This window comes from Salipiger marinus, from assembly GCF_900100085.1.
GTDB classification, from domain to species: Bacteria; Pseudomonadota; Alphaproteobacteria; order Rhodobacterales; family Rhodobacteraceae; genus Salipiger; species Salipiger marinus.
On the sequence record NZ_FNEJ01000010.1, the window covers coordinates 154,919 to 177,650 of the forward strand.

Consider the following 22,732-nt stretch of genomic DNA (forward strand, 5'->3'; position numbering starts at 1 on the left):
CGGACCGAAGAGCATCGCGATCGGGTCATGAAATGGCCCAATTGATTGGTCATCGGTCTGACAAGTGAAAGAAGGGTCAGCGTTTCCTTGCCACAGCAGCGTCTGAAGATTGCGTATCTGAGCGATTTTTCCCCGCTCGACAGGAATTTCTATTCCGGCGGCAATGCCCGCATCCATGACGCGCTGGTGCGCCATGCGGGCGATGTCACGATCCTGCCCCAGACCTGGGGGCTGGCCGATCCGGTGCGCCGCGCCATCCTTGCCCTGCCCGACCGGTTCAGCCTGCGGCTGCGCTGGCGGGCACAGCTGGCGCTGGCCCCGGTCATCGCGTGTTCCATCGCGGCGGCGCTGCGGCGCGACAGGTATGACGTGCTGTTCGGCGCCTATGCCTTCCAGACGCTGCACCATCTGCGACGGCCCTATCCGCTGACCGTGGCCTATACCTCGGACGCGACGCCCACGGTCTACCGCCGCTCTGAAATCGGGCAGGCCTTTTCCGAAGTGCTGCCCGGCGGGCGCAGGCTGGATGGCTGGGTGGAACGCGCCGAAGCGCTGGTGCTGCGCGGCAGCGACATGCTGCTCTGGCCCTCGGCATGGCTGCGCGACGCCACGCTGCAGCGCTATGATCTGGACCCGGACAAGGTGCATCTGGTGCCATGGGGCGCCAATATCGCGCCACCCCCCGTGCCGCAGCCGCGCAGCGTAGGTCCCGGCGCGCCGCTGCATCTGCTGCTGGTGGGGCGCAACTGGCAGGCCAAGGGCGGGCCGGTGGCGCTGGCCACCCTGCACCGGCTGCGCAAGGCCGGGCTTGACGCGCGGCTGACCGTCATCGGCTGCTCCCCGCCCGAGGCGCAGGGCGATCCGCATGTCACCATCCACCCGCAGCTCGACAAATCCGTGCCCGCCGAGGCTGCGCTGTTCCAGCAGCTTTATGCCCGGTCGCATTTTGTGGTGCAGCCCAGCTATGAAAGCTACGGCTTTGCCTTCTGCGAAGCCTCGGCGCATGGCGTGCCCTCGCTCTGCCTGCGGGTGGGGGGCGTGCCGGTGCGCGACGGGGTCAACGGCTTTGCCCTGCCGCCGGGCAGCGGCGCAGAGGCTTTTGCCGCGCGCATTCAGGCCACCGTGGCCGATCCGGCGGGCTATGCCGCGCTGTGCCGCAGCACCCGCGCCGAATATGACCAGCATCTGAACTGGGACGCATGGGGCGCCCGCGTCGGCGATCTGCTGCGCGATGCGGTGGCCCGGCGCAGCGCCTGACCCGGAAAGCGCTGGTCAGACCCCATGCCCTGCCCTAGCCTCTGGCAAAAGCCAAGCTTTTGGCAGAAGAAGGGGGCAAGCCCGCGATGAAGGACCAGCCAGACCCGGACACGGCACCGCGCATTTCGGACGAGATCCGCAAGACCACCTGCTACATGTGCGCCTGCCGCTGCGGCATCGACGTGCATCTGAAAGACGGCGTGCCGGTCTATATCGACGGCAACCGCGATCACCCGGTCAATCGCGGCGTGCTCTGTGCCAAGGGGGCGGCGGGGCTGAAACAGGTGCTGTCGCCCGCCCGGCTGCGCGCGCCGCTGCGCCGCACCGGCCCGCGCGGCTCGGGCGAGTTCGAGGAAATCAGCTGGGACGAGGCGCTGGATCTGGCGGTGAGCTGGCTGAAGCCGCTGCGCGAGACGGCGCCGGAAAAATTCGCCTTCTTCACCGGGCGCGACCAGTCGCAAAGCTTCACCGGCTGGTGGGCGCAGATGTATGGCACCCCCAATTACGCGGCCCATGGCGGCTTCTGTTCGGTGAACATGGCGGCGGCGGGGATCTATACGCTGGGCGGCAGCTTCTGGGAATTCGGCGCGCCCGACTGGGATCACGCGCGGCTTCTGCTGCTGTTCGGCGTGGCGGAGGATCACGACAGCAACCCGCTGAAGCTGGGGCTGGGGCGGCTCAAGGCGCGCGGCGCCAAGGTGGTGGGCATCAACCCGGTGCGCAGCGGTTACAACGCCATCGCCGATGACTGGCTGGGCATCACCCCCGGCACCGACGGGCTGCTGGTGCTGGCGCTGGTGCATGAACTGTTGCGGGCGGGGCGCATCGACCTCGAGTTTCTCGCGCGCTTCACCAATGCGCCGGTGATCCTCGACTGCGATCCGAAATCCCCCGACTACGGTCTTGCCCTGCGCGACGAAGAGGGCCGCGCGCAGGTGGTCGACCGCCGCACCGGGCGGCTTGCGCCATGGGATGGCGAAGGGGTGGAACCGCAGCTGACCGGGCAGATCCGCCGCGCCGGGCTCAGCCACCGCTCGGTCATGCACCATATCGCCGACCGCTACATGGATCCCGCCTATGCGCCGGAAAAGGTGGCGGAGCGCTGCGGTCTGGCGCCCGGGCAGATCCGGCGGCTGGCGGCGGATCTGGCCCGCGCCGCCTTTGATGATCCGGTGGTGCTGGACCAGCCCTGGACCGATTTTCGCGGCCACCGCCACGCCACCATGGTGGGCCGCCCGGTGGCGGTGCATGCCATGCGCGGGATATCCGCCCATTCCAACGGTTTCCAGACCTGCCGCGCCATCCATCTGCTGCAAAGCCTGCTGGGCGCCGTGGAAACGCCCGGATCGATGCGGTTCAAGCCGCCCTATCCGAAACCCGCCAGCGCCCATCCGCGCCCGGCCTTCCGCAGCCGCCCCGGCCAGCCGCTGGAGGGCCCGCATCTGGGCTTTCCGCAGGGGCCGGAGGATCTGGCGCTGCATCCCGATGGCAGCGCTGCCCGCATCGACCGCGCCTTCACATGGGAAAACCCGCTTTCCGCCCATGGGCTGATGCATATGGTCATCGCCAATGCCGCCGAAGGCGATCCCTACCGGCTCGACACGCTGATGCTCTATATGGCGAACATGGCGTGGAATTCCGCCATGAACACGCAGGGCACGATCGACATGCTGACCGCGCAGGACGAAGACGGCGGCTATGTCATCCCGCATATCATCTGCGCCGATGCCTATAGCTCGGAAATGGTGGCCTATGCCGATCTGGTGCTGCCGGACACCACCTATCTGGAACGGCATGACTGCATCTCGCTGCTGGACCGCCCGATCTCCGATCCGGACGCGGCGGCGGATGCGATCCGCTGGCCGGTGATCGCGCCCGACCGCGACGTGCGGCCCTTCCAGTCGGTGCTGCTGGATCTGGGCGCGCGGCTGGGTCTGCCCGGCATGGTCGATGCCGAAGGCCAGCCGACCTATGCCGATTACGCCGATTACATCCAGATGCACGAACGCCGCCCCGGCATCGGCCCGCTTGCGGGGTTCCGGCTGGGCGACAAGGGCCTGCAGGACGGGCGCGGCCTGCCCAACGCCGCGCAGATCGACAGCTACATCGCCGCAGGCGGCTTCCACGAAATGCCCGTCCCGCCCGAAGCCGCCTATTTCAAGCCATGGAACCGGGCATGGGCCGACTGGGCGGTGGACAAGGGGCTGGCCGAGGCCCCCGGCTTCGATCTGGTGCAGCTCTGGTGCGAGCCGCTGCGCCGCTTCCAGCGCGCCGCCGAAGGTCACGGCCCGCACCAGCCCCCCGACAGCCTGCGGGGCCGCATCCGCACCACCTTCGATCCGCTGCCGGTCTGGTATCCGCCGCTCTCGGACGCGTTCGAGGATCCGGCGGAATTTCCCGTCCACGCCATCACCCAGCGGCCCATGGCGATGTATCACAGCTGGGGCGGCCAGAACGCGTGGCTGCGCCAGATCCACGGGCAGAACCCGCTCTATCTGCCGACGCTGTGGTGGAACCGGCTGAACCTCGCGCCCGGCGACTGGGTGCGGGTCATCTCCTCCCATGCGGAAATCACCGTGCCCGCCGAACACATGGCCGCGCTCAACCCCGACACCGTCTGGACATGGAACGCCATCGGCAAGCGCAAGGGCGCATGGGCGCTCGACCCCGCCGCCCCCGAGGCGACGCGCGGCTTCCTGCTCAACCACCTGATCCCGGAACGCCTGTCCGGGGCAGGCGGCTGGTCCAACAGCGATCCCGTCACCGGACAGGCGGCATGGTTCGACCTGCGGGTGCGGCTGGAAAAATCGGCCCCGCCCGATCAGGCGCAGCCGACCTTCCCGCCGCTCCGCTCCCCGGTGCCCCCGCCTTAGGCTTCTTCTGACCCCAAATATCCCGGGGTCCGGGGCAGCGCCCCGGTCCCGCCTTTTCCTTCAGCGCGACATCGGAACATGACGACACTTCCCCCCCTCCCGCAGAAAAAGCTCGGTCTGGTGATCGACCTCGACACCTGCGTGGGCTGTCATGCCTGCGTCATCGCCTGCAAAGGCTGGAACACCCAGAGCCAGCCCAGCCCGCTCTCCGATCAGGATCCCTATGGCGCCGATCCCACCGGCACCTTCCTCAACCGCGTGCACGGCTTCGAGGTGCAGCCCCCCGAAGGCCCGGCCCAGCTGGTGCATTTCCCCCGCTCCTGCCTGCATTGCGACGACGCGCCCTGCGTCACCGTCTGCCCCACCGGCGCCAGCTGGAAACGCGCCGAAGATGGCATCGTGCTGGTCAACGAAGCCGACTGCATCGGCTGCGGGCTCTGCGCATGGGCCTGTCCCTATGGCGCGCGGGAAATGGACATGGCCGAAGGCGTGATGAAGAAATGCACGCTCTGCGTCGACCGCATCGACAATCCGCACCTGCCCGAGGAAGACCGCCTTCCCGCCTGCGTGCGCACCTGCCCGTCGCAGGCACGGCATTTCGGCGACCTGAACGATCCCGACAGCGCGGTGTCGCTGCTGGTGGCGGAGCGCGGCGGGGTGGATCTGATGCCGGAACAGGGCACGGCCCCGGTGAACAAATACCTGCCGCCGCGCCCCCGCGACGCAGCACCGGACGATGTGGACGTGCTTGCCCCCTATCTGGATGTGGTGGCCGAAGAACCGCGCGGCCTGCTTGGCTGGATCGACCGCACGCTGGCGAGGATCTGAATGTATCCCGCACGCTCGCTCATCGCCTTTTCCACGCTCTCGGGGCTGGGTTTCGGCCTGCTGGTCTGGCTGGGGATCGATCCCGCGCCGCCCACCGGCTGGGTGGCGCTGGTGTTCTTCGCCTTGGCGCATGGGCTCTGCCTTGCCGGGCTCGCCGCGTCAGCGCTGCATCTGCGCCGCCGTGACCGCGCGCTCAAGGCGTTCAGCCAGTGGCGCAGCAGCTGGCTCTCGCGCGAGGCTTGGGCCGCCGTGGCGGCGCTGCTGGCGGGGGGCGGGCACGGTCTGGCGCTGATGCTCGACCAGCCGCTGCTGCCGCTTGGCTGGCTGTCGGCGGCGCTGGCGCTGGCCGCCGTCACCTGCACCGCGATGATCTATGCGCAGCTGAAGGCTGTGCCGCGCTGGCATCACTGGTCCACGCCTGCGCTGTTCCTGCTGACCGCGCTGGCAGGGGGCGCGCTGCTGTCGGGCCATGTCACGGCGGCGCTGATCCTGCTGCCCGCGCTGGGGGCGCTGCAGATCTGGACATGGTACGATGGCGATACGCGCTTTGCCCGCAGCGGCAGCACGCCCGCCACCGCCACCGGGCTTGCCGGGCGCGGCAGCGTGCGCCCGCTGTTTCCGGCCCAGACCGGCAGCACCTATGTGCTGGACGAGATGGCCTTTGTGGTGGCCCGCCGTCACCTGAAAAAGCTGCGGGTGCTGGGGCTGGCTTTTATGGTGGTGCTGCCCGTGCCGCTGCTGCTGCTGCCGATGCCGCATCTCTTCGGTGCGGTTGCGCTTGTGTCGCATGTGGCGGGCGTGGTTCTGTCGCGCTGGGTGTTTTTTGCCGAGGCCGAGCATGTGGTCGGCCTGTATCACGGAAGAGGCTGACATGTCGTTTCTGGCCGGGTTTGACGCGCAGTGGCAGGATGCCAGCGCCTATCTCGACACGCTGACCCGCGATCTGTGGGAGGGGCGGCGGCTGGACCGCACGCCGGATCTGATGGCGCCGCAGGTCGTCTCGCATGGCGGTCTGGGCTGGCTGCAGGAGCCAGAGGTAGTGGGCGCCGATCTGGCGGCGCGGCTGGCGGCGTTTCCGGACACAAGGCTGCTGGCCGAAGACACGCTGTGGCACGCGCCCGCCGAAAACGCGCTGATGGCGGCGCAGCGGTTCCATGTGATCACCCGCCATGACGGCGCCGGGCTTTACGGGCCTGCCACCGGGCGCGATCTGGGCTTTCTGCAGATGGCCGAACGCTATTGCGTGGCGGGGCGGGTGCAGGAGGAATGGGTGCTGCGCGACGAGGCGGCGATCCTGTCCCGCCTTGGCATCGGGCTGGAGGAGGGCGCGCGCTGGCGGCTGGTCACCGCCCCGGACCGCAGCGATCCCCCCGCGCCCCGTCCCGCGGGGCAGGGCAACGGCAACCCGTGGGGGCAGACGCTGGGCGATCTGATCGACCGGGTGATGGGGGGCGAACTGTCGGCGCTGGACCGCCAGTATGATCCCGCCGCCGAACTGTTCCTGCCCGGCAGCGTGCAGGGCTGCGGCCCGCGCGAGGCCGAGGCGTTCTGGATCGGCCTGCGCGCCGCCTTTCCCTCTGCCCTGTTCCACGTGGAGCATCTGATGGGGGCGGAGGATCCGCTGGCCCCGCCGCGCGCCACCCTGCGCTGGCGGCTTGCCGGGCGGCATGACGGCCATGGCACCTTTGGCATGCCCACCGGGGCGGAGGTCGACATCCTTGGCATGACCCATGCCGAATTCGGCCCCGACGGGCTGCGCCGGGAATGGACGCTTTACGACACGCCCGGCATCTGGGCGCAGATCCTGCGCGCCACCGGCAGCTACTAGTCCTTGGGGCTGCGTCGGAAAAAGCCGCGCAGCCGCCCGCCCGCATCGTCCAGATTGTCACCCATGTCTTCCAGAACCGGGTCGATCCGCCGCTTGCGGAACCGGCGCCAGCGCACGTAAAGCGCCCAGAACACCGCCGCCAGCACCACCAGCAGCGCAATGCTGGTCCACGGGATGATGCGCACCTCCGGCCCCGCCACCGGGCGGATCGACACGGCGTTGGGATAGATCGACAGCACCTCGTTGCGCCAGCCGTAATGCTTGATCGCCACCCAGTCCGGTTCCGCCCCGGTGGAGCGGCGGTCATTCGCCTCCGCCTGCAGGTTCGAGGTGTCGAACTTGAAATAGGGCGGCCAGCCCCAGCCGGTATCCTCGTTGCGATAAACCATCACACTGTCATCGGCGCGCCGCGTCTGGATGAAGAACACGTCGCGCCCGCCAGTGGCGGCGGCGCTGGAACTGCCCGCCTGCGACCAGAACCAGCGGTTGGCGCCGGGGGTCTCGCGCTTTTCATAGGTGTCGGTGATCCGCACGATGTCGTGCTGCGGCAGGGTGTAGTGCAGGAAGGCCGCCACGACCGCCCATAGCAGCACCAGCACCGTCCATTTCACATATTTCATCGCAGGGGCTCCCCGGGGTCTGTTCCGGCGCTGGGGGCGGCGCCGCCGGAATTGCGCCTCCCCTTCACCTGACCTCAAGTGGCGGGAAAATCAACCACCGGCGGTGTCGCGAATCCGGGCGCCTCCCCCCTGTTCGAGGGGGTGCCCTGCGGCGCCCCGGTCAGGTATCCCCGACCTTGCGAGCGGTCGGGACTGCATCCATCCTGTCAGATGTTCCCTTTTGCAGAAAGTTCTTATCAAAATGTTCAGACAAACCCTTTTCGCCCTGACCCTCGCACTTCCCGCCTGTCCCGCCGCCGCCGACGAGATCTCCGACACGCTCGGCTCCGCGCTGGAGGCCTATGAGGCGGGGGACATCCAGTATGCGCTTGAAGAGCTGGATTTTGCGCGGGCCAAGCTTCTGGAACTCAAGACCGACGCGCTTGGCGCCTTCCTGCCCGAACCGCCGGAGGGCTGGACGCGCACGGTCAACACCGAAGCCAATGCCGCCATGGCGATGATGGGCGGCGGCGTGGCCGCCGAGGCGGATTATCAGACCGGCACGGGCGACAGCTACCGGCTGCAGATCCTCGCCGACAACCCGATGGTGGCGGGCATGGCCGCGATGGTGTCCAATGCCGGGGCCATGGGGCTGAAGACCGAACGCGTCAACCGCCAGCGCTTCGCCATTCAGGACCAGCAGGTGATGGGGCTGATCGCCAACCGCATCTTTGTGCAGGTGGACGGGCCGGACACCGCGACCGCCCTGACCCTGCTGGAGGCGATGGATTTCGACAGCATGGCGGATTTTGGCCAGTAAGCCGCCGCTCTGAAAGGGAAAATGCGCGTGCGACAAGGACACCGCACGCGCTTTTCAGGGCCGGAGGGCACACCCGACATGAAGTCATGTTTCCTTGACTCACGGCCCGGGGACAGGTCTAGTTTAGCGCACCGGTAAGTTTGTCGGTTTTTTGACAGTCTCGTCTGTTTGCGCTGAATTCTTTTCGGACCACCTCCTCATGACCCTCTCCTGCGCGACCCTGCCCGCGACCCGTCTCCTGCTGTCCCATGGCTGGCTGGCCAAAGAGCCTGCGCCGTTCCAGCAGGCGGTGCTGGACCGGATCCAGATCCGCCGCTTCGACACCGGACAGTATACCCATCACATCGGCGACGATCCGGGCGGCATCTTTGGCATTCTGGGCGGCAGCTTCGGGGTGATGACCCAAAGCCCGACCCTTGGCGTGGTGCTGGGGCATATCTTTGGCGCGGGCGCATGGTTCGGGCAGGGGCCGCTGGCCACGGGCGGGGCGCGGATGCTGACCTTCCGCGCGATGCAGCCGGCGCTGGTGGCGCATGTGCCGCTGCCCGCGATTCAGGAATTGTCGCGCGCCATGCCCGAAGCCCCGCGGCGCTTCGCCGGGCTGGTGGAATACAACGCCATCATCACCTATCAGATTGCGGGCGAACTGCTGATCCGCCGCTCCGACCAGCGCATCGCGGCGGTGCTGCTGCGCGTGGTCAGCGCCACGCAGTCCAGCCATGGCGACGATCCCACCGCCTGCCTGCTCACCCAGACGGATCTTGCGGAAATGGCGAATGTGTCGCGCCAGACCATGAACACGGTGCTGAAACGGTTCGAGACCGAAGGCTGGATCGCGCGCGGCTATGGCAAGCTGTCGGTGCGCGACATGCAGGGCCTGCAGGAGTTCCTGACCGGCGGCGACTGACCCCGCCCCTTCATCTTGCCCCTAAACTCCGGGGAGCGCGAGGGGCTGGCCCCTCGCCCTTGTGTCAGCGCAGCGCCGGGGAAAGGGGACAGCGCCCCTCGCCCCGTCTGCTGCGTCTCAGATGCTCAGGCAGACATATTTCATCTCGAGGTAATCCTCGATGCCGTGATGGCTGCCTTCGCGGCCAAGACCGGACTGCTTCACCCCGCCAAAGGGCGCCAGTTCGGTGGAGATGATGCCGGTATTGACGCCGACGATGCCATATTCCAGCGCCTCGGCGACCTTGTAGACCCGGCTCAGATCCTTGGCGTAGAAATACGAGGCAAGGCCGAAGATCGTGTCATTGGCAAGCTCGATCACCTCGTCCACCGTGTCGAACCGGAACAGCGGCGCCAGCGGGCCAAAGGTTTCCTCGGTGGCGAATTTCATCTCCTGCGTGGCGCCGGTGACGATCAGCGGGGCGCAGAAGCCGCCGCCCAGACCCGGATCCTCGGACCCCAGCAGCACCTTCGCGCCCTTGGCCTCGGCATCGGCCACATGTTCGCGCACCTTTTCCAGCGCCTCGGGGTTGATGAGCGGGCCCAGATCGGTGCCGTCCTTCAGCCCGTCGCCGACCTTGAGCTTCTTCACCGCCGCCGCCAGCTTCTCGGCGAAGGCGTCATAGACCCCGGACTGCACGTAAAGCCGGTTGGCGCAGACGCAGGTCTGGCCGTTGTTGCGGAACTTGCAGGCGATGGCGCCTTCCACGGCGGCATCCAGATCGGCATCGTCGAACACGATGAACGGCGCGTTGCCGCCCAGCTCCATGGAGCATTTCATCACCTGATCGGCGGCCTGTTTCAGCAGGATGCGCCCGACCTCGGTGGAGCCGGTGAAGGTCAGCTTGCGGACCTTGCCATTTTCGCAGAATTCCTTGCCGATCTCGGACGAGGACGAAGACGGCACCACGTTGAACACGCCCGCCGGAATCCCGGCGCGTTCCGCCAGCACCGCCAGCACGATGGCCGACAGCGGCGTTTCCTTGGCGGGGCGGGCGACAAAGGCGCAGCCTGCCGCCAGCGCCGGCCCGGCCTTGCGGGTGATCATGGCATTGGGGAAGTTCCACGGCGTGATCGAGGCCGCGACCCCGATCGGCTGTTTCATCACCATCAGCCGCTTGTCGCGCTGGTGGCCGGGGATGGTCTCGCCATAGATGCGCTTGGCCTCTTCGCCGAAAAACTCGATGAAGGACGCGCCATAGGCGATCTCGCCCTTGGCCTCGGCCAGCGGCTTGCCCTGTTCGGCGGTCAGGATCGTGCCCAGATCCTCCTGATTTTCCATCATCAGGTCGAACCATTTGCGCAGCACCTTGGCGCGTTCCTTGCCGGTCCACTGCGCCCAGTCCTTCTGCGCGGCATAGGCGGCGTCGATGGCCTGCGCCACCTGCGCGCGGCTCAGATCGGCCACCTCGGCGATGACATCGCCCCGGGCGGGGTTGCGCACGTCGAACGTGCCCTTGTCGCCATCGGTCCATGTGCCGTTCACGTAAGCCCGGGTTTCCAGAAGGCTGGGATCCTTCAGAAGCCCGGCAAGATTGGTGATTTGGTCCAGCATGAGGTCTCTCCTCTTGTCTTCCTTGCTGCGTCCGGCGCAGCATCTGCTATTCGGGACAGTAGTGCCAGAGGAGAGAATGGCGATGGATCTCAGCGATGCCTATGCCAATGCCGCCCATATTCCCGGTGCGGCGGACTACCCGCCGCGCTGGCAGGCCGCCGCTGCGGCGCTGCGCGAGGGTCTGGAGGCGCAGGGGCGGTTCCGCCGCCTGAGCTATGGCCCGGGCGCGCGGCAGGTGCTGGATCTGTGCCTGCCCGAGGCGGCGCCGCGCGGGCTCGTGGTCTTTGTGCATGGCGGTTACTGGCTGCGCTTCAGCGCCTCGGACTGGACGCATCTGGCGGCGGGGCCGCTGGCGGCGGGCTGGGCGGTGGCGCTGCCGTCTTATGACCTGTGCCCTGCGGTGCGCATCGCGCAGATCACCACGCAGGTGGCTTCGGCCATCACCTGCGCCGCGTCAGAACTGCCGGGTCCGCTGCGACTGACCGGCCATTCGGCGGGCGGGCATCTGGTGGCGCGGATGCTGGCGCCGGGCATGCTGCCCGCAGACGTGGCGGCGCGGGTGGAGAAGGTGGTGCCGGTCTCGCCGCTGTCGGATCTGCGCCCGCTGATGCAGACCGCGATGAATGCCGACCTGCGGCTTGACGAGAGCGAGGCGCGGGCGGAAAGCCCGCTGTTCCAGCCCGTGCCAGAGGTGCCGGTGACGGTCTGGGTCGGCGGCGCCGAACGGCCCGCCTTTCTGGATCAGGCGCGCTGGCTGGGGGCGGCATGGTCCTGCCCGGTGCAGGTGGAGCCCGGGCGGCATCATTTCGACGTGGTCGAGGGGCTGGAACGGCCCGAGCACCCGCTTTGCGCCGCACTTCTGTCGGATCAGGCGTCCGCAGGCTGAGCTGGGGCGGGGGATAAAGAAAGGGCGAGTGGCTCTGCCCCTCGCGCCGGAGGCGCGGCACTGGAAAGGGCGAGGGGCTCTGCCCCTCGCGCTCCCCGGGATATTTTTGCCAAGAAGAAGGTGCGGGGGTCTCGCCCGCCCGGGGGCTGTGCGGCGCGGGGATCAGGCCGGGGCGAGCATGCGGCCCAGCGGGCGCCCGGCCAGAATATGGACATGCAGATGCGGCACCTCCTGCACGCCCGCCGTCCCGGCATTGGCGATGAGGCGGAAGCCGTTTTCCTCGACCTTCATCAGGCGGCAGACCTCGCCGATCGCCCGGGTGTAATCGAGGATTTCGGCATCCGAGGCGTTCTGCGCAAAATCGTCGTAGCAGACATAGGCGCCCTTGGGGATCACCAGCACATGGGTGGGCGCCTGCGGGTGGATGTCGCGGAAGGCGAGGCTGTGCTCGGTCTCCAGCACCGTGTCATTGGGGATCTCGCCGCGCAGGATTTTGGCGAAGATGTTCTGGTCGTCATAGGAATAGGGCATGCTGTCCTCTCAGTCTGCAAACAGGGGGGTGGTCCGGGTGATGGCCCGGGCGGTGTCGTCGGACACCGACAGGAACTGCGCCACGGCGCGGGCCTGCGTCTCGGGCGGGTCGGTGTCGCGCAGGAGCAGGTGATGGTCGAATCCGGCCTCGCGGATCTGGTCGCTTTGATGCCGGATGTCGTTGCGCAGCGCGGGCAGCAGCTGGGCCAGACGGTCCGCCGGGGTCTGCGCGGAGGCAAGCCCCGCCTCTGTCGCGTGGCGGATCAGGTCGCTGTCGGAGAGGCGGCAGTCGATCTCCAGCAACCGCGCGGGCGCGCTGTCGCGGCAGAAATCCTGCATCAGGTCAAGATTGGCGGGGTCGAGGCAGATCACCAGACGGGCGCTGCCGTAATAGTCGAAGAGCATCCGCAGCAGCGCCCGCCGGTGGCGGTGCCGCTTGGCCAGCGTGGACTGCAGCCCGCCCAGATCGGGCAGGGCGCAGCTTTCGTCGGTGAAGAGATAGCCGATGCAGGGCAGGCCGGTCTGCGCCGCCACCGCGCGCAACAGGCGGTCCGCCACCTGCCGTTTGCGGCAGACCACGATCAGCAGGCTGCGGTCATGGCCCAGCGTGCTTTCGGCTTCCCAGATCCGGGGCGCGAAGCGGCGGCCGATGCGCCCGCGCGAGGTGAGGAAGCGGAACAGCGACCGCCCCTCGTCCGAGATCCGCAGCGGCAGGCCTTCGGAGGCGTAAAGCACCCCCAGCCTGCGCCGCAGATCCCGCGCATATGGGCTGATCTTGCGCGCGAACAGGTAATCCTGCGCCAGCAGCAGGTCATACTGGTCGTTATGGAACACCACCGGCATGCCGTAATCGGTGAAGAGCAGAAAGGTCAGCGTGCGGCTTTCGATCTCTGTCTCTGGGACCAGATGGCGCACCAGCGTCTGGAAAAACGTCTCGTCCGGGATCCATGTGCTGCGGAAGAAGCGGATCACGTCGGGGCGGCTGCGGCAGAAGCCGAGGATCGCCTCCACCGTGCCGCGCCGCAGGCACCACCATTGCGAGCCGATCATCATTTCCAGATCGCGGGGGATGGTGCGGGTCAGGCCCAGCCGTTTCTGCAGCGCGAAGCTGGCATAGAACAGCGTCTTCTGCGTGCGTTCGTTGAACCAGTGGCGATAGGTCAGCCGTTCCTCGACCCAGCCGGTGCGGATCCAGCCGGAGGTGAAGAAATCGCTGCTTTCGATAAAGTCGGCGTCGTGCCGGTCAAGGAAGGCATGGGCATAGTCCGCAGGCTTGATGGCCATGCAGTCGCCCGACAGCATGTAAAGATGGGTCGCGCGTGGAAAGGCCGCCAGCGCGGCGCGGGCGGCGGCCAGCGTGGCCTTGACCAGCGACCACTGGCCCCAGCCGCAGCGGATGCGCGTCCTGGTGAAGGTCACGCTGGGATTGTCGGCCAGCGCGCTGCGGATGCGGTCATAGTCTGCCTTGGGGGCGCGCGCGTCGAAATGGATCGCCATGCAATCGCCTGCGGCGGTCAGGCTGGTCGCCTGACGGATGACCGCGTCCGGATCCCTGTGACAGAGCAGGATGAAGGCAATCTTCGCCATTCCGGAAACGATGGGCCCCCTTTGGATCCGATGATCGCGCGGGTTCCGGCGCGACGGACGTTGAACTACCCCGGCTCATTTGGTTTCTTGCATGTCGGACAGGGCCGCGACAAGCGGGGCAGGGGATGGAGGCGGGATAGAATGGGTTTTCCGGGCACATGGATGACCGAAAGCGAAAGCATGGTCTATCGGGTGGTGCCGAAATGCGCCTGCTCCACCATCGGGCAGATCATGTTCCGGTCGGATCATGGCCGGTTCTATGACGGCGACATCCACGATGCGACCGAGGGCCTGCACAAATGGGCGCAGGAGCACAGCCAGCCGGTGATCTCGGCCAATGTGGCGGCGCGGCGGTCCTATGCCTTTACCTGCGTGCGCAACCCCTATGCCCGCGTCCTGTCGTCGTTTTTCGACAAGATCTGCGGCATCCAGCGCAATGGCCGCCGTTATCGCGGCAATCTGGTGCCGCTGCTGATCCAGAAATACGGCATCGAGGTCGGCGGCGAGGAGGGCACGGAGGAGTTCGACCAGATCCGCAGCTTCCGCCGCTTCCTGCTGTTCGTGCGCGACACGGTGCGCTGGCGCCGCCCGATGGAGCCGGACATCCACTGGTCCTCGATGTCGGGCCATGTGTCGACCTTCATCGTCAATGGCGGGCGCTACGATCGGATCTTCTGGACCGAGCGGTTCAGCGAAGGCATGCAGAGCGTGCTGGATCAGGTGCAGACCCCGCATCCGGTGGATCTGGCCACCATGCCGCGGTTCAACGAAAGCGAAGGCCACGGCCCCAGGCGCGCCCATCCGGTCGAGGATTATTTCGACGACCTGTCGATGCATCTGGTCTACGAAATCTACAAACGCGATTTCGAGCTGTTCCGCTACGATGTCGACAACCCCGCCAACAAGATGCCGCTGGCGGAGATTGATCTGGACGAGGTGCACGCCAAGCTGGGGGACTAAGCGCGCCTAGTCCGGCAGGTCGGCCGAGGGGATCATCGGAAAGAACACGCCGCCCGACCACAGGCCGAACCAGCTTTCGCCGTCCTGCGGATGATGCGCGCCAAGCTCGGCCAGCCGGTAAAAGCTCTTGCGGTCGATCAGCGCCTCCAGATCGGCGCGGATGTGGATATAGGGCGCGGGCTCGCCGGTTTCGGCATCGCGGGTGACGCGGATCGGATGGTCCGGCCCCGCCACGGCATAATCGCCCACATGGGTCTGAAAGGTCAGGATCTGATCGCGTCCGCTGTGTTCGGCTTCGAAATCGGTGGCGACGAAGGGCGCGTCCTCGACGGTGATTCGGACCTTTTCCACCGGAGTGACCAGATAATAGGCACCGTCCTCCTTCTTCAGGATGGAGGAGAACAGCCTGACCAGTTCGGGGCGGCCAATCGGGCTGCCCATGTAGAACCATGTGCCGTCGCGGGCGATCCGCATGTCCAGATCACCACAAAAGGGCGGGTTCCAGCGGTCTACGGGCGGCAGGCCCTTGCCTCCGGCGGCGCGTGCGGCGGCGGCGATCCCCTCTGCCGAGGGCGTCACGAAGTTTTGTGTCGTCATTGCTTTTGCCATTTTCCTTGCCCGGGATACAGTTGGCCCACCGAACAGGGAAAGCAAGGGAGTCCCAGATGGCCGAAGACCTGGTTGCCGAGATCGAGGCGCTGGAAGACAAGCTTGCCGCAGCGAAGTCCGCGATCACGCGCCGCTTCATCGGTCAGGAGCGCGTGGTGGATCTGACGCTGGCCTCGCTGCTGTGCGGGGGTCATGCGCTGCTGATCGGCCTGCCCGGTCTGGGCAAGACGCGGCTGGTGGAAACGCTGTCCACCGTCATGGGGCTGGATGGCAACCGCGTGCAGTTCACGCCGGACCTGATGCCCGCCGACATTCTGGGATCCGAGGTGCTGGAAACGGGGGCGGACGGCTCTCGCGCCTTCAAGTTCCTGCCCGGTCCGATCTTCTGCCAGCTGCTGATGGCGGACGAGATCAACCGCGCCTCGCCGCGCACCCAGTCGGCGCTGCTGCAGGCGATGCAGGAGAAATCGGTGACCATCGGTGGCCAGACCCGCAAGCTGGATCTGCCCTTCCATGTGCTGGCCACCCAGAACCCCATCGAACAGGAAGGCACCTATCCGCTGCCAGAGGCGCAGCTGGACCGGTTCCTTGTGCAGATCGACGTGGCCTATCCCGACCGCAAGACCGAACGCGACATCCTGCTGGCGACCACCGGCGTTGAAGAGGCCGAGGCGCCGCGCGTCTTTGATGCCGAAACCCTGCGCGCGGCGCAGCATCTGCTGCGGCGGATGCCGGTGGGTGACGCGGTGGTGGAGATGATCCTTGATCTGGTGCGCGCCTTCCGTCCCGGCGATGCATCTGCAGGGGCGCGTGTGCGCGACACCGTCGCTTGGGGGCCGGGGCCGCGCGCGGCGCAGGCGCTGATGCTGACCGTGCGGGCCCGTGCGCTGCTGCAGGGCCGTCTGGCGCCCGCGCCCGAGGATGTGCTGGACATGGCGCGCCCGGTGCTGGTGCACCGCATGGCGCTGACCTTCTCGGCACGGGCGCGTGGCGAAAGCCTTGGCAGGCTCATCGACGAGGTGACTGCGGATCTGACCCGCGCCGAGGCTGCGGCTTGACGTCCGACATCGCCCAGCTTCGCCAGCACGCGCAGGAAGAAGCCAGCCGCTTTCCCGCGCTGCTGGCCCGGGCCGACCAGCTGGCGGGCACCGTTCTGCTGGGGGAACATGGCCGCAGGCGTGCGGGTCTGGGCGATGATTTCTGGCAATACCGTCCGCTGCGCCCCGGCGACACATGGCGCAGCATCGACTGGCGCCGCTCCGGGCGCGGGGATGAGCAGTTCGTGCGCGAACGGGAATGGCAGATCGCGCAGAGCGTGCAGCTTTGGGTGGATGGCGGCGCCTCGCTGCGCTTCGCCTCCGACCGCAACCTGCCCTCCAAGGCGGATCGCGCCCGGCTGGTGGCGCTTGCGGCGGCGATCCTGCTGGTGCGCGGCGGCGAACGTGTGGGCCTGACGGGCTGGGCGCTGCCGCCCCGCAATGGCGACGTGCAGATCCTGCGGCTGGCCGAGGCCTTGGCCGAAGAGGGCGAGGCGGATTATTCCGCCCCCGAGGCGCGCGGCATGATCCCGCATGCCCGCGCCATTTTCGTGTCGGATTTCCTTGGCGATCTGGACCCGATCGAGGCGGCGCTGACCAAGGCCGCCGACCGGGGCGTGCGCGGCGTGCTGCTGCAGGTGCTGGATCCCGCCGAGGAAAACTTTCCCTTCGCCGGGCGCACCATCTTTCAGAGCGTGGGCGGCACCATTGCCCATGAAACGCTGAAGGCGGGCGATCTGCGCGAGAAATATCTGGCCCGGCTGGCCGACCGCAAGGCGCGGCTGGATCATCTGTCGCGGCTGACCGGCTGGCACTATCTGTGCCATCACACCAATGACAGCGCGCAGAATGCCCTTCTGTGGATCTGGCGCGCGATGGACGGAGGCCACGGATGACGCTGCTGGGCCCCTTGGGCTTTACCGCCCCTTGGCTGCTGCTGGGCCTCTTGGTGCTGCCGGTGCTGTGGGTGATCCTGCGCGCCGTGCCGCCCGCGCCGATCCGGCGGCTGTTTCCCGGCGTGGTGCTGCTTCTGGGTCTGCGCGACGAGGATCAGGTCACCGACCGCACGCCGTGGTGGCTGCTGCTGCTGCGGATGCTGGCGGTGGCGGCGGTGATTGTCGGGCTGGCGGGGCCGGTGCTGAACCCCGAGGAGGACGGGCAGGTCGCGGGCAGCGGGCCGCTGCTGGTGGTGATGGATGCCAGCTGGGCCAGCGCGCGCGACTGGCGCGCCGAACAGATGGCGCTTGAATCGCTGCTGGCCCGCGCCGAACGCGAAAGCCGCCCCGTGGCGCTGCTGCGCCTGACCGCGCCCGAACCGGTGCAGTTCCAGCAGGCCGCCGTGCTGCGCGCGCGCCTGACCGGGCTGCGCCCCGAACCGTGGCAGCCGGATGAGCCGCAGATCGCCACGGCGCTGGATCTGCTGCCCGAAAGCGGCTTTGACAGCTACTGGATGTCCGACGGGCTGGACCGTGACAGCCGCGCCCCCCTGCTGGCGGCGCTGGAGCAGCGCGGCGATCTGACGGTGTTCGAAAGCCCGCGCAGCCTTTATGCGCTGCATCCCGCCCGGTTCGAGGAAGGCCATGTGCGGCTGACCGCGCGCCGCCTGCGGGCAGGGCCCGAGACCGAGGTGCAGATCCTTGGCCACGGGCTTGATCCTGCGGGCAATCCGGCGGTGCTGGTGCGCGCGCCGCTGACCTTTGCCGGGGATGCCACCGAGGCCGAACTGGATCTGTCGCTGCCTGCCGAACTGCGCGCCCGCATCACCCGGTTCGAGGTGGAGGGCGCGCGCAGCGCCGGGGCCGTGACCCTGCCCGATGACAGCCTGCGCCGCCGCGAGGTGGCGCTGATCGCGGGGTCGGAAAACCGCGAGGGGCTGGAACTGCTGTCGCCGCTGCATTACCTGCACCGCGCGCTGGAGGCGGATGCCGACATCCTCGAAGGCGCGCTGAGCGATGTGCTGCCCGCCAATCCCGATGTGATCGTGCTCGCCGATGTCGCCACGCTGTCGCCCGCCGAAGCGCAGGGCGTCACCGACTGGCTGGATCAGGGCGGCACGCTGCTGCGCTTTGCCGGGCCGCGGCTTGCCGGTTCTGACGTGTCGCGCGAGACGGAGGATCCGCTGATGCCGGTGCGGCTGCGCGCGGGCGGGCGGTCCGTCGGCGGGGCGATGAGCTGGGGCGAACCCAAGACGCTGGCGCCTTTCCCCGAAGACAGCCCCTTTGCCGGGCTCGCCATCCCCGAAGATGTGACCGTGACCAGCCAGGTCATGGCGCAGCCCGATCCCACGCTGGCCTCGCGCGTCATCGCGCAGCTGACCGACGGCACGCCCTTGGTCACGCGCAAGCGGGTGGGGCAGGGGCAGGTGGTGCTGGTCCATGTCACCGCGAATGCCGAATGGTCGACCCTGCCGCTGTCGGGGCTGTTCGTGCAGATGCTGGAACGGCTGGCGATTTCGGCCATGCCCGCCACCCCCGCGCCCGAGGATCTGGCGGGCACGGTCTGGCAGCCGGTCCGGGTGCTGGATGCCTTTGGCGCGGTGGGCGATGCGGGCACGCTGCCCGGAGTCGCGGGCGAGGATCTGCTGGCCGCAGCGCTGGGGCCGGATCTGCGCCCCGGTCTTTATCAGGGCGAGGATCGCAGCCTTGCCCGCAATGTCGTCACCCAAGAAACCGTATTGGAGCCCATGATGTGGCCCGACTCCGTTCCCGTCGAAGGCCTGTCGCGCCCGCAGGAAACGCCGCTTTCGGGTTGGCTGCTGGCGCTGGCCATCGCGCTGCTGCTGGCCGATGTGGTGGCCTCGCTCGCGCTGTCGGGGCGGCTGCGCGGGGCACGCGCGGCAATGGTGCTGCTGCTGGCGCTGGCCGTGGCGCCGGTGCAGGGCCGCGCGCAGGAGACCGCAGCGGATGATTTCGCCCGGGCCGCCACAGCCGAGGTGACGCTGGCCCATGTGCTGACCGGCGATGCGCGCCTTGACGAGGTGGCGGGCGCGGGGCTGCGCGGGCTGACGCAGACGCTGTTCTTCCGCACCTCGGTCGAGCCTGCCGAGCCGATGGGGGTGGATCTGGAACGCGACGAACTGGCGTTTTTCCCGCTGCTGTACTGGCCGGTCACGCCGTCGCAGCCGCAGCCTTCTGCCGAAGCCTATGCCAAGCTCAACGAATATCTGCGTTCGGGCGGGATGATCCTGTTCGACACCCGCGATGCCGATGTGGCGGGATTTGGCGCCGCCAGCCCCGAAGGGCGCAAGCTGCGCGAACTGGCCGCGCCGCTGGATATTCCGCCGCTGGAGCCGGTGCCGCAGGATCACGTCCTGACCCGCACCTTCTACCTGCTGCAGGATTTCCCCGGTCGCTACAACAGCCGCGATGTCTGGGTCGAGGCGGCGCCCCCCGATGCCGAACTGATCGAAGGAATGCCGTTCCGCAACCTCAACGACAACGTGACGCCGGTGGTGATCGGCGGCAATGACTGGGCCTCCGCATGGGCGGTCGAGGAGAATGGCGCGCCCATGGTGCGCATCGGCTCGGGCTTTGCCGGGGAACGCCAGCGCGAGATCGCCTATCGTTTCGGGGTCAATCTGGTCATGCATGTGCTGACCGGGAACTATAAATCCGATCAGGTCCATGTGCCTGCGCTGCTTGACAGGTTGGGCCAATGACCGGACAGATCGTGTTTGACCCGCTGCTGCCTTGGCCGCTGATCGCGGTGCTGGGGGCGCTTGCCGCCGCTGGTGTCGCGCTGGCGCTGTGGCGGGGCCTGCCCGGCTGGGCGCTGCGCTTTGCCGCTGCCGTGGTGCTGGTCGCGGCCCTGGCGCAGCCGTCGTTTCAGGAAGAGGATCGCGCGGCCCTGTCGGACATCGTGCTGATGCTGGTGGATCAGAGCGCCTCGCAGGATCTGGGCGACCGCATGGACACCACCGCCGCCGCCGCCGAGACGATGGAGGCGCGGCTGGCCGCCCGCCCCAACACCGAGGTCCGCCGCATCGAGGTGGGCGACGGCGAGGGTGACAGCGGCACCCTGCTGATGACCGCCCTGACCGAGGCGCTGGCCGAAGAGCCGCGGGGCCGCATCGCGGGCATCTTCCTGCTGTCCGACGGGCGGCTGCACGATCTGGACCGTGCGCCCGATCTGCCCGCGCCCCTGCATCTGCTGCTGTCGGGGCGCGACACCGACTGGGACCGCCGCCTGATCGTGCGCAACGCCCCCGCTTTTGCCATTCTGGGCGAGCCGGTGACCCTGACCCTGCGGATCGAGGACGAGGGCGCCGCCCCCGGCGCCACCGAAACGGCGCTGCAGATCTCGGTCGATGGCGGGGCGCCGCAGCAGGTGACGGTGCCGGTGGGGCAGGATGTGGATCTGCCCGTGACCCTGCCGCATGGCGGGCTGAACGTGATCCAGTTCACCACCCCCAACGCCGAGGGCGAACTGACCGACCGCAACAACACCGCGCTGGTGCAGATCAACGGCGTGCGCGACCGGCTGCGCGTGCTGCTGGTGTCGGGCGAGCCACATGCGGGCAGCCGCACATGGCGCAACCTGCTGAAATCCGACAGTTCCGTGGATCTGGTGCATTTCACCATCCTGCGCCCGCCGGAGAAACAGGATGGCGTGCCGGTCACCGAACTGTCGCTGATCGCCTTCCCCACGCGCGAGCTGTTTCTGGAAAAGATCGAGGATTTCGACCTCATCATCTTTGACCGCTACAAGCGGCGCGGCATCCTGCCCGCCATCTATCTGGACAACGTGCGCAACTATGTCGAAACCGGCGGCGCGGTGCTGGTGGCGGCGGGGCCGGATTTTGCCTCGGCGGACAGTCTGTTCCGCTCGCCCTTGGGCGAGGTGCTGCCTGCCGAACCCACCGCGCGGGTGCTGGGCGAAGGCTTCCGCCCGCAGGTCACCGAACTGGGCGAGCGTCATCCGGTGACGGCGGGGCTGACCGGCGCCGACAGCTGGGGCCGCTGGATGCGCCAGATCGAGGTGACGCCGCGCGACAGCGCCGAGGTGGTGATGGCGGGCCCAGAAGACCGCCCGCTGCTGGTGCTGGACCGCGTGGGCGAGGGGCGCGTCGCGCTTCTGGCCTCGGATCAGGCATGGCTGTGGTCGCGCGGGTTCGAAGGCGGCGGGCCGCAGCTGGAACTGCTGCGGCGGCTGGCGCACTGGATGATGAAGGAACCGGAGCTGGAGGAAGAGGCGCTTTGGGCCGAAGCCACCGGCCAGAGCATGCGCATCATCCGCCGCACGCTGGAAGAGGGTGTGGGAGAGGTCACCGTGACCCGCCCCGACGGCACCGAAGAGACGGTGACCCTGTCCGAAGTGGCGCCGGGCCGGTTCGAGGCGACCTATCAGGGCCCCGAGATCGGGCTTTACCGGCTGACCGAGGGCGAGCAGGAGACGGTGATCGGGCTTGGCCCCGCCGCCCCCCGCGAATTCGAACAGACCATCGCCAGCGCCGAAGCGCTGGAGCCGGTGCTGGACAGCATGCGCGGCGGCACCGCCCGGATCGAGGAAGGGCTGCCCACCATCCGCGCCGTGGGGGCGGGCCGCCCCGCCGCAGGCCGGGGCTGGCTGGGGATCACCCCGCGCGAAGCCTATGAAACAATGGACGTGACGCGTCTGCCGCTGCTGCCGCCATGGCTGGTGCTGCTGCTGGCGGCGGGCTTCATCGTGGGGGCGTGGCTGCGCGAGGGACGCCGCGAAGGACGGCGGGCTTAATCGCCCTCCGGCTCCACCGCCAGCAGCGCCTCGCGCGAGCGCGAGGTGAATTCGCGCCGCAGGATCACCGCGCTGCTGATCAGTGTGGCGATCAGCAGCGGCACCGTACCCAGAAGCCACGCGGTGGATCCGATGCCGAAATAGACCGAGCGCAGCCCGCGATTGTAGCTGCGCGCGGCGAGGATGTTCAGCTCCGCCGCCTTGGCGGCGCGGGCAAAGGCCAGCGGGCTGGTATCATTGGGCACCGCCCCCATCATCACCGAGCAGTAGCCGAAAAGCCGGTTGGACCAGACAAATTTCAGAAAGGCATTGGCGGCGAACAGCAGGATCAGCAGCAGCTTCGCCTCCCAGACCAGCACCGGATCAGTGCCGGGCGACAGATCCTCGGCCACGCCGCGCAGCCGTTCGGGATTGCCCAGCAGGGCAAAGATCCCGCCGATGGCGATCATCGAGGTGGAGGCGAAAAATGCCGTGCTCTGCCGCAGCGAGCCGACGATCTGCGAATCGAAGATGCGCGGATCGCGCCGGACGAACTGCCGCATCCAGATCCGGCGGTAGCGCGCCATCAGCACCGACACCGAGGGGCGGCGCTTTGGCGCGTTTTCGATGGCGAAGGAGGTCAGCAGCCACGCGGCGAGCAGCAGCGCCACCGCCCCCAGATCCAGAGGGCTGAAATAGTCCAGCGGATCCAGCATGCCCATGCCC

The 22,732-nt window shown here is 68.1% G+C and carries 19 protein-coding genes; 13 read left to right on the plus strand and 6 right to left on the minus strand.

What is annotated here, in order from left to right; translation table 11 throughout:
- The first annotated feature begins 87 nt into the window (after window positions 1-87).
- The 5 genes from BLR51_RS13225 to BLR51_RS13245 all read left to right on the plus strand — a co-directional run bounded on the left by BLR51_RS13225 (window position 88) and on the right by BLR51_RS13245 (window position 6,786).
- Window positions 88-1,257, plus strand: a complete 1,170-nt coding sequence (locus BLR51_RS13225) for a glycosyltransferase family 4 protein (protein ID WP_089847674.1) — start codon at window positions 88-90, stop codon at window positions 1,255-1,257.
- A gap of 86 nt (window positions 1,258-1,343) precedes the next feature.
- The gene (locus BLR51_RS13230; RefSeq protein ID WP_089847677.1) at window positions 1,344-4,130 is read left to right on the plus strand and encodes a molybdopterin-dependent oxidoreductase; all 2,787 of its coding nucleotides are present in this window, start codon (window positions 1,344-1,346) and stop codon (window positions 4,128-4,130) included.
- A gap of 78 nt (window positions 4,131-4,208) precedes the next feature.
- Window positions 4,209-4,958: a 4Fe-4S dicluster domain-containing protein gene (locus tag BLR51_RS13235; RefSeq protein WP_089847679.1), complete on the plus strand. Its 750-nt coding sequence runs from the start codon at window positions 4,209-4,211 to the stop codon at window positions 4,956-4,958.
- Window positions 4,959-5,828 (plus strand): dimethyl sulfoxide reductase anchor subunit family protein, encoded by an 870-nt coding sequence (locus BLR51_RS13240; protein WP_089847681.1) that lies wholly within the window; start codon window positions 4,959-4,961, stop codon window positions 5,826-5,828.
- A 1-nt stretch (window position 5,829) separates the two neighbouring features.
- Window positions 5,830-6,786 carry an ester cyclase gene (locus BLR51_RS13245; protein ID WP_089847683.1) on the plus strand — a complete coding sequence of 319 codons (957 nt, stop codon included), beginning with the start codon at window positions 5,830-5,832 and terminating at the stop codon, window positions 6,784-6,786.
- Here the strand turns inward: BLR51_RS13245 and BLR51_RS13250 are convergent.
- The gene (locus tag BLR51_RS13250) at window positions 6,783-7,406 is read right to left on the minus strand and encodes a DUF1523 family protein (protein ID WP_089847686.1); all 624 of its coding nucleotides are present in this window, start codon (window positions 7,404-7,406) and stop codon (window positions 6,783-6,785) included. The two genes, BLR51_RS13245 and BLR51_RS13250, sit on opposite strands and share 4 nt — an antisense overlap.
- Window positions 7,407-7,647: 241 nt before the next feature.
- Between BLR51_RS13250 and BLR51_RS13255 the strand changes: the two genes are divergently transcribed.
- Together BLR51_RS13255 and BLR51_RS13260 are read left to right on the plus strand one after the other, a co-directional pair.
- The gene (locus BLR51_RS13255) at window positions 7,648-8,205 is read left to right on the plus strand and encodes a hypothetical protein (protein ID WP_089847688.1); all 558 of its coding nucleotides are present in this window, start codon (window positions 7,648-7,650) and stop codon (window positions 8,203-8,205) included.
- Between the two features lie 199 nt (window positions 8,206-8,404).
- The gene (locus BLR51_RS13260; RefSeq protein ID WP_089847690.1) at window positions 8,405-9,112 is read left to right on the plus strand and encodes a Crp/Fnr family transcriptional regulator; all 708 of its coding nucleotides are present in this window, start codon (window positions 8,405-8,407) and stop codon (window positions 9,110-9,112) included.
- A gap of 117 nt (window positions 9,113-9,229) precedes the next feature.
- Here the strand turns inward: BLR51_RS13260 and BLR51_RS13265 are convergent, their stop codons facing one another.
- Window positions 9,230-10,705: an NAD-dependent succinate-semialdehyde dehydrogenase gene (locus BLR51_RS13265; RefSeq protein ID WP_089847691.1), complete on the minus strand. Its 1,476-nt coding sequence runs from the start codon at window positions 10,703-10,705 to the stop codon at window positions 9,230-9,232.
- Between the two features lie 82 nt (window positions 10,706-10,787).
- Between BLR51_RS13265 and BLR51_RS13270 the strand changes: the two genes are divergently transcribed.
- Window positions 10,788-11,591 carry a hormone-sensitive lipase gene (locus tag BLR51_RS13270; protein WP_089847693.1) on the plus strand — a complete coding sequence of 268 codons (804 nt, stop codon included), beginning with the start codon at window positions 10,788-10,790 and terminating at the stop codon, window positions 11,589-11,591.
- 162 nt (window positions 11,592-11,753) lie between these two features.
- Here BLR51_RS13270 and BLR51_RS13275 read toward each other — a convergent pair whose 3' ends face one another.
- A complete protein-coding gene (locus BLR51_RS13275) occupies window positions 11,754-12,122 on the minus strand; it encodes an HIT domain-containing protein (protein WP_089847694.1) in 369 nt (122 codons plus the stop codon).
- Window positions 12,123-12,131: 9 nt separating this feature from the next.
- Window positions 12,132-13,709 (minus strand): DUF5928 domain-containing protein, encoded by a 1,578-nt coding sequence (locus tag BLR51_RS13280; protein ID WP_089847696.1) that lies wholly within the window; start codon window positions 13,707-13,709, stop codon window positions 12,132-12,134.
- Window positions 13,710-13,850: 141 nt separating this feature from the next.
- Between BLR51_RS13280 and BLR51_RS13285 the strand changes: the two genes are divergently transcribed.
- Complete coding sequence (locus tag BLR51_RS13285) at window positions 13,851-14,669, plus strand: sulfotransferase family protein (RefSeq protein ID WP_089847698.1); 819 nt, start codon at window positions 13,851-13,853, stop codon at window positions 14,667-14,669.
- A gap of 6 nt (window positions 14,670-14,675) precedes the next feature.
- Here the strand turns inward: BLR51_RS13285 and BLR51_RS13290 are convergent, their stop codons facing one another.
- Window positions 14,676-15,266: a DUF1285 domain-containing protein gene (locus BLR51_RS13290; protein ID WP_089847700.1), complete on the minus strand. Its 591-nt coding sequence runs from the start codon at window positions 15,264-15,266 to the stop codon at window positions 14,676-14,678.
- 68 nt (window positions 15,267-15,334) lie between these two features.
- Here BLR51_RS13290 and BLR51_RS13295 point away from each other — a divergent pair, with 68 nt between their 5' ends.
- The 4 genes from BLR51_RS13295 to BLR51_RS13310 are packed head-to-tail and all read left to right on the plus strand — an operon-like array spanning window position 15,335 to window position 22,027.
- Window positions 15,335-16,336 carry an AAA family ATPase gene (locus BLR51_RS13295; RefSeq protein ID WP_089847702.1) on the plus strand — a complete coding sequence of 334 codons (1,002 nt, stop codon included), beginning with the start codon at window positions 15,335-15,337 and terminating at the stop codon, window positions 16,334-16,336.
- Window positions 16,333-17,211 carry a DUF58 domain-containing protein gene (locus BLR51_RS13300; protein WP_089847704.1) on the plus strand — a complete coding sequence of 293 codons (879 nt, stop codon included), beginning with the start codon at window positions 16,333-16,335 and terminating at the stop codon, window positions 17,209-17,211. Before BLR51_RS13295 ends, BLR51_RS13300 begins: the two co-directional genes overlap by 4 nt.
- Window positions 17,208-19,973 carry a DUF4159 domain-containing protein gene (locus BLR51_RS13305; protein WP_089847706.1) on the plus strand — a complete coding sequence of 922 codons (2,766 nt, stop codon included), beginning with the start codon at window positions 17,208-17,210 and terminating at the stop codon, window positions 19,971-19,973. Before BLR51_RS13300 ends, BLR51_RS13305 begins: the two co-directional genes overlap by 4 nt.
- Window positions 19,970-22,027, plus strand: coding sequence for a glutamine amidotransferase (locus tag BLR51_RS13310; RefSeq protein WP_089847708.1), 2,058 nt, complete (start codon window positions 19,970-19,972; stop codon window positions 22,025-22,027). The genes BLR51_RS13305 and BLR51_RS13310 overlap by 4 nt, the downstream gene beginning before the upstream one ends.
- Here the strand turns inward: BLR51_RS13310 and BLR51_RS13315 are convergent.
- On the minus strand, window positions 22,024-22,728 hold the full coding sequence (locus tag BLR51_RS13315; RefSeq protein ID WP_089847710.1) for a DUF599 domain-containing protein: 705 nt from the start codon (window positions 22,726-22,728) through the stop codon (window positions 22,024-22,026). The genes BLR51_RS13310 and BLR51_RS13315 overlap by 4 nt on opposite strands.
- Window positions 22,729-22,732: the final 4 nt, after the last annotated feature.